The organism is Nocardia sp. NPDC060259 (assembly GCF_042728775.1).
In the GTDB taxonomy this organism is placed as follows: domain Bacteria; phylum Actinomycetota; class Actinomycetes; order Mycobacteriales; family Mycobacteriaceae; genus Nocardia.
Genome location: NZ_JBHXAY010000025.1, coordinates 64,602 through 75,624, shown reverse-complemented (window position 1 = coordinate 75,624; position 11,023 = coordinate 64,602). Strand labels below are relative to the sequence as shown.

Here is an 11,023-nt window from a genome sequence, read left to right as displayed (position 1 = left end):
CCCTTTTCGGTTCATCGGGCACCGGCCCTTTGCGTAGGTTCTCCACGGGTTCGCAACATTTGCATTCCAGCAGCGGTTCGCTGGGCGGCAATTGATGTTGATCCATCACCAAAATCCCTGCACACGACCAGGATTCGTGTGGTGAGCCGATCAGATTAGCGGGACCTGGCGTCCCGGTGCGCGATTTCGGTCGTGCGTGTCTGCTGCGGCGGGCAAGTAATGTGCACTACTGTCTAGGAAAGTGGGCGGTGTCGTAGCCGACGCGATAGGGAGGTAACGGTGCGTGAACTTCGAGTGATCGGGGTGACGCCCGACTCCACGCACATCGTGTGCAGTGACACCGAGTCCGGCACCAAGTTCCGGTTGCCCGCCGACGACAAGCTCCGCGCGGCGGCGCGCGGCGACCTCGCACGATTCGGCCAGATCGAGATCGAAACGGAAGCATCTATGCGTCCTCGCGATATCCAGGCCCGTATTCGAGCCGGAGCGTCCGTCGAGCAGGTCACGGCGGAGTCCGGGATGCCGGCCACCAAAGTCGAACGTTTCGCCTACCCGGTGTTGCTGGAACGCGCACGCGCCGCCGAACTGGCGCAGAAAGCGCATCCGGTGCGCCCCGACGGACCCGCGGTGGAAACGCTGCACGAGATCGTCACCGCGGCCTTCGCCGAGCGCGGCCACACCATCGAACAGGCCGAATGGGATGCCTGGAAAGACGAAAAGGGTTTCTGGGTCGCCCAATTGCAGTGGCGCCACGGTCACTCCGAGATCGCGGCGCACTGGCGCTACCAGCCGGACGCGCACGGCGGCTCGGTGTCCCCGCTCGACGACCCGGCCAACGACCTGATCGATCCCGATTTCGGTCGCGCGCTGCGCGGGCTCGCCACCATCCTGCCCACCCCGGTGGAGCAGGCCGCACCGGTCGTCGAACCGCCGACCCCGGTGGAGCCGCGTCCGCGCGAGCAGGTCGCCCCGACCGCGCGTCCGGCGAGCCGTCCCGCCCAGCCGACGCTGGACGAGTACTACGAGCAGCGCGCGGTCGCGGCCGGTGGTGGGGCCGCGGCGATTCCGGCCGCGGCGATTCCGGCCGCACCGGTGCCCGCCGCGGCGATTCCGGCCGTTCCGGCGGCGCCGAGTCAGCCTGCGGCACAGCAGCAGGACAAGGAGCCCGCGGCGACGGAACCGGCGGCGGAGAAGCCTGCCGCGAAGCCCGCACGGGCCAAGCGCGGCAAGGCGCCGATGCCGTCCTGGGAAGACGTCTTACTGGGCGTCCGCAGCTCCGGGCACTAGAGCTGTCCCGCCTCCCCGCGTATTTTGGCCAGGCTCGAGTGCGGGGTTGAGGTGCGTTGGCGGCCGGTGGTTGTCGGCGAGGTCGAGTTAGCCCGTTCCCGGTGAGTTACCCATGTTCTTGCCAGAGCTGGTGATTCGGTAGAGGTGGGAGGTGGTGGCCAGGTGATATCTGCTTCCACTCTCTGGTATGTCGACACTCCGGATCCGGTGGGTGTGTTGCGGGAGCACCCCGAACCTGATCCTGCCGCCGCCGCGGCGCTCGCCGGGCAGTTGTACGCCGAGCACGATGTGCTGCCGATCATGATCGGGACGCTCAACGGGTGTGCCGCGCCGGATCGGGACGAGGTGTACATCGGGTGCTATCCGGGGCTGACCGTCGTGTGCACGGCCGAGGCGGCACTCGTGCGGCCGACGAAATTGCCGGATCTGCTGGTGCGGCCGCTCGCGTCCGAGCAGACCTATCTGGTGTCGTTCGACGCGACGCTGCACTGGGGTGCGTTCGCGCATTGGGAGCGGGGCGAATTCCGGCGCTCGTTCAGTTCCACCCGGGTCGACATCCTGGAGAACGAAGGGCTGCCGATGGTGTGGGAGCGGCCGTTCTGGGCGGGTGAGCATCCCGTGCGGTGGTGGGACGGCACGCATCCGGGACCGCAGTCGCTGCCGTTCGATCCGCCCGACTTCGCCGACGCGGCCAATGCCGAATGGCTCGGCTTCCACTACCGCACGCCCACCGAACTGGGCGGCCTCGTCCCTGGCGACCTGGCGGTCTGCGGGTTCACGCTCTATCCGAAAGGCCAGGCACCACAGCCCCGGCCCGCGCAAGGGGCAAGGCCGGGCGCGGCCACCCGGCGCAAGCGGGGCCTGTTCGGCTGGCTGCACCGCACCGACCGGGTGCTGTGACGCGACTCAGCCGCCGAGCTCCTCGACGATCACCGCCAGCCAGCCGGCCAGCACGCCGATCGCGGCGCCCGCCAGCACCCACCGCACCACCGGGGTGAACCGCCAGCGCCACGCCGTCGGCGCCACCCCGATCGCGGCGACCAGATTCACCGCGACGGCCAGTAATGGATGCACCGCGGCCAGCGCGGCGCCGAACGCGTAGACCGCGACCGCGCCGAGCACCGCGACAAGCACGACGACAGTGCAGCCCGCGACCCATGGCACCGAATCCGGTTGGGCGCGATAGGGACCGTCCGGCTCCTGCTTCACGATGTCCGCACCCGCTCGTAGAACGCCATCGCCGCCGCGGTCGCCACATTGAGCGAATCGGTGCCGGGCGACATCGGGATCCTGGCGCGCACATCGGTGGCGCGCATGGCCTCCTCGGTGAGTCCTGGCCCCTCCGCGCCGAGCAGCAGCGCGACCCGCTTGCCCGTCATCGCCGTCGCCAGATTCACCGCCGCGGGATCCGGGGTCAGCGCGATGATCTGGAAACCACGCTCGCGCAACAGGTCGAGGCCGCCCGGCCACGACGGCAGCTGCGCGAACGGCACCCGCAGCACGTGCCCCATCGAGACCCGCACCGCGCGCCGGTAGAGCGGATCGGCGCACCGGTCGCCGAACAGCACCGCGTCCGCGCCGAGGCCGGCGGCATTGCGGAACATCGAGCCAAGGTTCTCGTGGTCGTTGACGCCTTCGAGCACCGCGACCGTGCGGGCGCCGTCGAGCACCTCCGCGGGCGTCAGCTCGGCCGGGCGCGGCGCAACGGCCAGGACACCGCGGTTGAGATGGAAGCCGACCACCTCGGCCATCACCTCGGCGCTGGCCCGGTAGTACGGGATGTCGCGGCCTGCCAGGTCCCCGGCCAGCGGCTCGTAGCGTTTCCCGACACCGAGCAGGGCGCTCGGGGTGAACCGGGAGCCGAGCATCCGCTGCACGACGACCACGCCCTCGGCGATGACCAGGCCTTTTCGCCCCGGCAGGTCCGGCCTGCGGTCGGCGGAGGACAGGTCACGGAAGTCGTCGACCCTGGGGTCGGCGGGGTCGTCGATGTCGATCACTTCGGCCACTGGACAATCCTGGCATGATGGAAGCATGAAGATCGTGCAGTTGATCTTGAACATCCTGTGGGTGGTGCTGTGCGGCTTCTGGATGGCCCTCGGCTATCTGCTCGCGGCACTGATCTGCTTCATTCTCATCATCACCATTCCGTTCGGCATCGCCTCGTTGCGGCTCGCCGGGTACGTATTCTGGCCGTTCGGCCGCACGGTGGTCGGCAAACCGAGCGCGGGCGCCGGCTCGCTGATCGGCAACGTGATCTGGTTCATCTTCGCGGGCTGGTGGCTGGCGCTCGGCCATATCGCCACCAGCATCGCGCTGGCGATCACGATCATCGGGCTGCCGTTCGCCTGGGCGAACCTCAAGCTGGTGCCGCTGTCGCTGTTCCCGCTCGGCCACGAGGTCGTCGACGCCGACGACGCGCGCGCCGCGAGCTGATCACTCGGATTCGGCGACGATCTGGTTCATGATCTCGACGGCCCGGTCCAGGATCTCGATCTGCTCGGGCCGCAGGCGCGAGAGCTGATCGGTCATCCACGCCTCGCGGGCATGCGTCTCGTCGGCGACGAGCGCGCGCCCGGCCGGTGACAGCGACACGATGATCTGCCTGCCGTCGGTCGGGTGCGGGCGGCGCTGCACCAGATCCAGGTCCGACAGCGAGGCGATAACGCGCGTCATCGACGGCGGCTGCACCCGCTCCTTGCCTGCCAGCACCCCCGGCGTCATCGCGCCATCACGCGCCAGCGTCGCCAGAGCCGACAGCTGGGTGAGCGAAATCTGCGCGTCGGCACGGCGGCCGCGCAGGTGTCGCGTGAGCCGTACGACGGCCAGTGAGAGATCACCGGCCAGGGCACGGACGTCCGATGGCGTTGTCACAGTGCAGAACTCTACGGTACGGCCGCGCCCCCTGACGGGTTTCACGCGGCTACTGTTTGGGTATGGATATCGGCCACGTCAGTTCCGAGATGCCCGCGCTGCCCCGACGTCTGGTAGATCCGCGGCCGGTCGTCGTCGCCGGTTTTGTCGCCTGGCTCGTGGCCGCGGCGCTGGTGTGGCTGAATCCGGCCTGGTCAGAGGCCAGGCCAGTATGCCTGATGGGCCTTGCGGTCGGCGTGCTCGGCCTGTCGATCTTCCTCGCGCAACGCCGGTCCGCCCGGCGCGGCGACAAGGGCGCCCAGGTGGGGCTGCGGACCGACTAACCGATCACCTCGAATTCGGCGCTCGTCCCGGTGACCGGACGCAGCGCCCCGTCGGCGCCGAGCGCGTCGGCGTAGTGCACGAACCGGTGCGCCCCCGGCGTGGCCGACGCGGGGATGTCCCAGCTGAATCTGGCGATCGAGATCGCGTCGCCTTCCTTGCGCCAGTGGAATCGCACGTCCCACTCCCCCTCGTTGGCCACCCGTACCCAGTCGCCCGCGCCCGTGCGGCGCTGCACCACCAGGAACGTGTCGCCACGGCGCGGATTGTGTTTGGGATGGGCCGAGACGAACTCGACCGCGACCCGCTCCCCGCGCGGACACTGCGCGGGCGGCTGCACGAGAACGTCGCCGAAAGCGCGACCCTGTGGTGTCGCGTCCGGGCCGGGGGTCGAGGCGAAGTTCGGTTGCAGTGCCGAGACATCGCGCGGCGCCGGACCGCGGCCGATCGCCCCGCCCGCCACGAACACCGCGGCCAGCCGGGTGAATTCCTGGAGGTACGCGCCAAGCGTGTAGCGCCCGAACAGCGTCGAGGCGCCCTCGTACTGCTGCGCGTCGTACTCCTCGGGCGTGGTGACGTATTCGTGGTAGGAGTTCGCGTAGCCCTGTAGCAGCACCTGTTCCGGGTCGACGCCCAGCGCCGCCGCCACCGCCCGCCGCACCCGCAGGCCGGCGACGATGGTGAATTCCGCGCCGGCGGCGGCCAGATACAGCCCGCCGATCCGGATCAGCTGGATCGGCACCACATTCGGCACCCATGGCACCGGCGGGAGCAGACCCAGCGGCACCGCGATCGCCTTGGGCGCCTGGGCATCCGCGAGCCAGGCCGGGTGTGGCTGGTCGATCCCGCCGAGGAAGTCCACCAGCGGATTGCGTACGCCCTCGGGAATCGGCCCGCCGGGCAGGCCGGGACCGTCCTCGACGCTGCCCGCGATCAGCGAGACGCCGGCGGCGGCGGGCGAGGTGCGTCGCGGTGCGCCGTCGGGAGTGAAGCGGCCGTCGACGGTGACGTCGGCCAGGTCGATGTAGCACAGCAGCGAGTCCACTGAGCCCGACATCGAAACAGCCTGCGCCGCCGCTTTTTTCGATGCCGCGTACTGGCGTTCGCCGAGGATTCTGGTGTTCTCGAACTCGTCGGTGGTCGGCCCGTCACCCGGGGCGAGGTTGAGATTGGGCGACATGTCACCGGCATTGGTCTGCGCGAACGCGGCGATATAGGACGCCGGTCCGTCGAGATGGCGCACGCCGTGTTCGATGTGCTCGGCGGCGAAGCTGGCGTAACCCTTGTTGTCCGAGCTGATCAGGCGGTTCGCGTTGGTCATCGAGGTGTTGTGGGTGGCAAACCAGGTGAGCGCGCCGACCTCGCGGCCCGCCCTGGTGAAGACCAGCGTGGTCACCGCCGGGTCGACGGCGCCGGGGAACACCGCGCGGTCGGCCTCGGGATTGCGCTCGAAGGCGACGCGGGACCGGTTCACGCTGGCATCGTGCAATTCGGTGCGGCCCAGCGCGATCGCGCCGGGACCGAAGTCGGCGTCGGCCGCGGCGATCGCTTCGACGATGCCGTTCACCTCGGCGTCGTACACCTGCTGCTGAAATCCGAGCGTCGCCAGCGTGTAGGCGTAGTCGTGCGCGGAACCACCACAGCTGGAATGGGTGTGGGTGGAGGTGAGCACGACATTTCGCTCGGTATAGCGATCGCCGAATCGCTGCGCGAGCGCGAACAGCACACCGCGATGGACCGACCCGAACACCGCGCCGTTCTCCACCGCGACGTAGGCGATCCGATTTCCGCCCGCACCGATCACGAACGCGCGCGCCCGCGGGCGCAGATGAATTCCGGCGGTGGCCTGATCGAGTTGCGAGTAGCCCATCATGCCGCATTCCGCGGCGGGTCCGGTGAGATCGGCGATACCGAGACCGAATTCGAATCCGTCCGGTTTCAAATTCGCGTGCGCGGCGGGCGTTCCCGTGGCGACGAGGGGAACGGCGGCCATACCCAGCGCCGAAGCGGTGAGGACGGTACGGCGGGACACGGACATCAGGCGACTCCTTCGCAACTTCCGTTTCGGAGACAACCACACCAACTGGTCATATGTCCAGTACTTTCTCGCGGACCGGCGAATTGACTGTTTGCCACGCGAGCGCTTAACTCGCACGGGTGTCCTCCCGATTGAGCGTCGAAGAACGACGAGCCCACCTGATCGAGGCAGCGATCGGTCTCGCCGAGAAAAAGGGCGTCGCGGGCGTGACCACCCGCGATGTCGCCCAAGCGGCAGGCGTTTCGCTTGGTGTGGTGCATTACTGTTTCGAAAACAAGGATGCGCTGATGACCGAGCTGGTCAAAGCGTTGTCCATGGAATTGCGCGATTCCGTCGATGCGGATGATTCGATCTGGGCGGATGCCGGAACAGGAAAAGAAGCGCTTCACAAATTGGTGCGCGGCGCGCTGGAACTGATGTGGCGCAACATCGAGGCCACCCCGGAACGTCAGCTGCTCACCTACGAAACGACCACCTACTCGCTGCGCGAGGGTGAGACGACACCGGCCAAGATCGCGATCGCCCGCGAGCAGTACGCGTTCAACGACAGCACCGTCGCCGACGTGATGGACCACTGCAGGGAAGCCACCGAGACCACCTGGAACACTCCCATCACGGAGCTCAGCCGGTTCATCCTCAACGTCATCGACGGCATCGTGCTGCGCTGGCTGGTCGACGACGACAGCGAATCCGTGCAGACCCAGCTCGATCTGCTCGCCGAGATGGTCACCGCGCACGCGCGCTAACCGCGCGGCACCTGGACGTGCACGGCGTCGTCGGTGAGCCACCACGGCACCCGCACGGTGCCCGACAGCGCGCCGCGCAGGTACACCTCGAGGGTGTCGTGCAGGACCAGCGCGCCGCTCGTGTCCGCCGGTGACCACAGCTGCCGCAGCACCACGCCCAGCGGGTCGGCGGCCCAGGTGGTTCGCCTGCCGGTGCCGAGCACCTCGGCGCTGACTTCCTCGGAGACCAGCGGCAGATCGAGCAGGGACGCCAGTGCGCCCGCATGGGCGGTGTCGCCGGCGACCAGCCGCTCCGGCGGGACCACCAGGCCGAAGCAGGGCTGGTCGAGCACCATGGCGGTGCCCGCGTCGACGACCGCGCCCGACAGTGCGCGAACCTGCTCGGGGAGATCCAGTTCGCGCGGATCGAGCGCGCCGGACTCGACGGCGGCGGCCAGGCGGGCGTGGGTGTGGGCGATGACTTCGGGCGCCGGGGTTTTCGACGGGTCGGCGAGGGCGTCGAGGAGTTCTTCGGCCAGTTCGGCCGACATCACGTCCGGGCGGACCAGGATCGGGCGCAGGACGTCCAGATCCGGTCCTTCGATGCCGTCGACCTCGAACGCCGGGAGCAGACCGGCGAATTCGTCGTCTCCGGGGTGTCGCAGGCGACCGAGGGCGATGCCGTCGATGTGGGCGTGGCGGTGCAGCCACCAGGCGGTATAGCCGTCGCGGTCGGCGAGCAGGGCGCGGGTGCGCGGTTCGGACAGCAGGTGGCGAAGCGCTGTGGGCCAGCGGTTTTCGTCGACCAGATCGAGGTCGCGGACGGCGGCGAGCTCGCGGGGGTCCGCGGAAAGGCTGTCCCACCAGTCGTGTTCGCCGTCGAGGTCGTGGTCGGGGCCGATCGGATCGGGGTCGGTGAGTACCGCGAAACCCCAGCCGACGCCGATCGCGCGCAGGGCCTGTTCGCCGTACTCGGCGACCACATCGTCGGCGATGGTGCCGAACGGCGAGTCCGCTTCCAGGACGGCGGCGAGCGGGGCGCCGGGGAGCAGCAGCTCGTCGGCGGGACGCAGTTCGCCGGTGTCGTCGGGCAATTCGAGCAGACCGAGCCAGGAGGGCAGCGTCTCCGGTGTGGCGAACGGGGCCAGGTGCAGGACCGCGTCGACCGTGTCCGGGTCGGCCGGGTCCTGCTCGAGCAGGTCGTGCAGGCCCGGATCGGTGAGCAGGTCCTCCGCGGTGGCGCTGCGGGCGCCGAGGCGGGCCAGCAGGGCGTGCGTGGCGTCCGGGTGGACCAGGCGGGCCCAGTGCACCGGGACGGCGACGGTGAGCTGGTCGTCGAGCACGACGGTGCGCGGCCCGGTGACGAGCCTGCCGTCGGCGAGCGGCACCGCGAGCGCACCGAACTCCTCGGCGGTCACGGTGTCGACCACGAACGGTTCGAGCGCGGCGTAGAACCGCTGCCACCAGTGCGGTTCCCGGTCCAAGCCGCTCGACAGGTCGGCCAGGGCGGCGGGGCCGAGACGGTGCACGTCGAGGACGGACAGCTTCTCCTGCTGAGCGCGGCCGGAGAGCTCCGGGATCACCAGGGGGCCGGTGATATCGGCGAGCAGTGTCGCCAATTCCGGGGTGAGGTCGGGGAATACGCTCGCGCGGGTGGGGATGCCGCAGGGCGCGGCAGCTATGTCCGCACCGGTACGCCCAGGCGTAACGGGTGCGGATGTTCTGTGCGCGTCGTCGGCGGTGGACCCGGCAGACACGTCGAATGCGAGGACATCTACGGCAGTCGCTGACCCGGCCGGCGCACCGGGCACGAAGTCATCGGTACCCACGTCGGCTCGGCCGGTACCGGAGGTGGGGCAGACGGGGAGCCAGGGGTTGGTGCGGAGTTCGGTGGTGACGGCTTCGCGGAGGAGGCCGTCGGCTTCACTGCGGGCGAATCCGGGGGCCGGGACCAGGACGAGGCGGTCGCGGGGCGGGAGGGCGCGGGCGAAATCGGCGTAGCCGGTGGCGATTTCGGTGAGGCGGGCGCCGGGGAGGAGGCGGCGGCGATCGGGCTGCATGGGGATGTCGGCGACCAGGATCGCGGGGAGGGATAGTTCCTCGTCGGAGCGGGTTGGTGCGCGCAGGACATCAGGAGCGGTGGCGACAGGGCGGCCGTCGCGCAGGGGCAGCAGCCAGCGAGCCCTGGGGGTGCTGTACTGCCACCAGCGCTGGGTGGTGTTACCGGATTGAGCGGGGCCGCCGGACTGCGCGGCACCGCCCGACTGCGCGTGGTCACCGGACTGGGCCGCATCGCCCGACTGCACGTGGCCACCGGGCGCCGCACCGCCGGACCGCACGGGGGCACTGTGGTGGGCGGCACCACCGGACTGGGCGGGGGCGCTGGACTGGGTGATCGCCAGCTCGGTGAGACCGTCGGTGTCTAGGTCGATGACGGTGCTGGAGAACTCCGCGTCGGCGATCCGGATGCGGCGCAGGGCAGGCAGTTCCAGGAGGAGGTCGACTGCTTCCGCGCGCATCGCATCGAGCAAGGCGTCAGCGTCCACGTCGTCGCGCAGGTGGATGACGATCTCGGTGTCGGCGCCGGCGACCGGGAAGGTCGGCACCGGCCAGGCCAGGCGCAGCACCGGTGGCGCGATCGCCGCCAGGTCGTCGGGGATCTGGATCCCGATGTCGTGCAAGGAGTTCAGCGTCGCGACGCGGGAGAAGCGGATCGATCCGGTCGTGGAGCGGACTTCGATCTCGTCGCCGACGGACCGCACCGCCGTGAAGCCGACACCGAACCGCCCGACCTGCTCGTCACCGGCCTTCCCCGACGCGCGCAACGCGGTGAGCGCGTGCACACCGGAAACACCCAGCGGCACACCGGTATTGGCGACATGCAGCCGACCGTCGAGCACCCGCACGGTGAGCTCACCCGCCACCCCCGCCTTCGCCGCGGCATCGGCGGCGTTCTGCGCGAGCTCGGTGAGCACCCGATCCCGGTAGCCCGCGGCCACCAGATCCGCCTCACTCGCACTGTCCTCACGCAGCCGAGTCGGCGAATCCCGCCAGGCGGCAAGCACTCCGGCACGCAGTTCCGCGGTGCCGAAGGGGTCCGCCGAACCGTTCAGCGCGCCACCGACGATCCGTGCTCACTCACCGAATCGCCCGCACCCTCAGCACCCGAAGCAGATTCAGCCGCGCCCTGTTCGGCCACGGTCTCCTGTTCGTCGGCCGCAGCCTCCGCGCCCGATGCATCGGCTCCAACCTGTTCGGCACCAGCAGAAGTCGCCTCAGCAGCCGTATCAGCGACAACGTCGGTGTCCGAAGCGAGCTCAGCCCCAGCGCCCGAGGCCGGTGCCACCGTCGCGACTTGGTCGGATTCCGTCACAGCCTCAGCGGTGGAAGCAGATTCGGCCACGATGTCGCCGGCGCCGGTAGCAGTCGCGCCCGCGGCCACCTCGGCGTCAGCCTGCGACTCCGTGGCGGCAGCCTGGGCGGCCTTCGCCTCAGCCGGAGCTTCCGCGGCGACAGCCTCCGCACCGGTGGCGGGCACAGCCTCCGCGGCCACGGCCTCAGCACCCGAGGCGGACGCACCCTCAGCGGCGACAGTCTCGGCATCCGGGGCGGACTCAGCGACAGTCTCCGTAGCCGGGGCGGACGCAGCTTCCGCGGCGACGACCTCGTCGGCCGACTCCGGGCGGGCACCTTCGGCGAGTGCCGCGCGTTCGGCGGCCGCCGCGTCCGCTGCTTCCGCCTCGGCGGTCTCCTGCGAGCCGACGGGCTGCCCGGACTC

Annotated in this window: 10 protein-coding genes; 5 read left to right on the top strand and 5 right to left on the bottom strand. The window is 69.9% G+C overall.

Annotated features, from left to right (window positions below; genetic code table 11):
- Nucleotides 1–279: 279 nt before the first annotated feature.
- Nucleotides 280–1,287 carry a septation protein SepH gene (gene sepH / locus ACFWF2_RS13155; protein ID WP_379307648.1) on the top strand — a complete coding sequence of 336 codons (1,008 nt, stop codon included), beginning with the start codon at nt 280–282 and terminating at the stop codon, nt 1,285–1,287.
- 162 nt (nt 1,288–1,449) lie between these two features.
- On the top strand, nt 1,450–2,187 hold the full coding sequence (locus ACFWF2_RS13150) for a DUF6928 family protein (RefSeq protein WP_379307646.1): 738 nt from the start codon (nt 1,450–1,452) through the stop codon (nt 2,185–2,187).
- A 6-nt stretch (nt 2,188–2,193) separates the two neighbouring features.
- Here ACFWF2_RS13150 and ACFWF2_RS13145 read toward each other — a convergent pair whose 3' ends face one another.
- Nucleotides 2,194–2,496, bottom strand: coding sequence for a DUF2537 domain-containing protein (locus tag ACFWF2_RS13145; protein WP_379307644.1), 303 nt, complete (start codon nt 2,494–2,496; stop codon nt 2,194–2,196).
- Complete coding sequence (locus tag ACFWF2_RS13140) at nt 2,493–3,296, bottom strand: RNA methyltransferase (RefSeq protein ID WP_189030214.1); 804 nt, start codon at nt 3,294–3,296, stop codon at nt 2,493–2,495. Before ACFWF2_RS13140 ends, ACFWF2_RS13145 begins: the two co-directional genes overlap by 4 nt.
- A gap of 25 nt (nt 3,297–3,321) precedes the next feature.
- Here ACFWF2_RS13140 and ACFWF2_RS13135 point away from each other — a divergent pair, with 25 nt between their 5' ends.
- Nucleotides 3,322–3,723, top strand: a complete 402-nt coding sequence (locus tag ACFWF2_RS13135; protein ID WP_379307642.1) for a YccF domain-containing protein — start codon at nt 3,322–3,324, stop codon at nt 3,721–3,723.
- On the opposite strand, the gene ACFWF2_RS13130 is transcribed toward ACFWF2_RS13135, so the two are convergent.
- Nucleotides 3,724–4,161 carry a MarR family winged helix-turn-helix transcriptional regulator gene (locus tag ACFWF2_RS13130; protein ID WP_379307640.1) on the bottom strand — a complete coding sequence of 146 codons (438 nt, stop codon included), beginning with the start codon at nt 4,159–4,161 and terminating at the stop codon, nt 3,724–3,726.
- 62 nt (nt 4,162–4,223) lie between these two features.
- Here ACFWF2_RS13130 and ACFWF2_RS13125 point away from each other — a divergent pair, with 62 nt between their 5' ends.
- Nucleotides 4,224–4,484, top strand: coding sequence for a DUF2530 domain-containing protein (locus ACFWF2_RS13125; RefSeq protein ID WP_379307638.1), 261 nt, complete (start codon nt 4,224–4,226; stop codon nt 4,482–4,484).
- Here the strand turns inward: ACFWF2_RS13125 and ACFWF2_RS13120 are convergent.
- Nucleotides 4,481–6,520 (bottom strand): neutral/alkaline ceramidase, encoded by a 2,040-nt coding sequence (locus ACFWF2_RS13120; RefSeq protein ID WP_379307636.1) that lies wholly within the window; start codon nt 6,518–6,520, stop codon nt 4,481–4,483. The two genes, ACFWF2_RS13125 and ACFWF2_RS13120, sit on opposite strands and share 4 nt — an antisense overlap.
- Nucleotides 6,521–6,639: 119 nt before the next feature.
- Between ACFWF2_RS13120 and ACFWF2_RS13115 the strand changes: the two genes are divergently transcribed.
- A complete protein-coding gene (locus ACFWF2_RS13115) occupies nt 6,640–7,266 on the top strand; it encodes a TetR/AcrR family transcriptional regulator (RefSeq protein ID WP_379307634.1) in 627 nt (208 codons plus the stop codon).
- On the opposite strand, the gene ACFWF2_RS13110 is transcribed toward ACFWF2_RS13115, so the two are convergent.
- Complete coding sequence (locus ACFWF2_RS13110; RefSeq protein ID WP_379307632.1) at nt 7,263–10,310, bottom strand: sacsin N-terminal ATP-binding-like domain-containing protein; 3,048 nt, start codon at nt 10,308–10,310, stop codon at nt 7,263–7,265. The two genes, ACFWF2_RS13115 and ACFWF2_RS13110, sit on opposite strands and share 4 nt — an antisense overlap.
- Nucleotides 10,311–11,023: the final 713 nt, after the last annotated feature.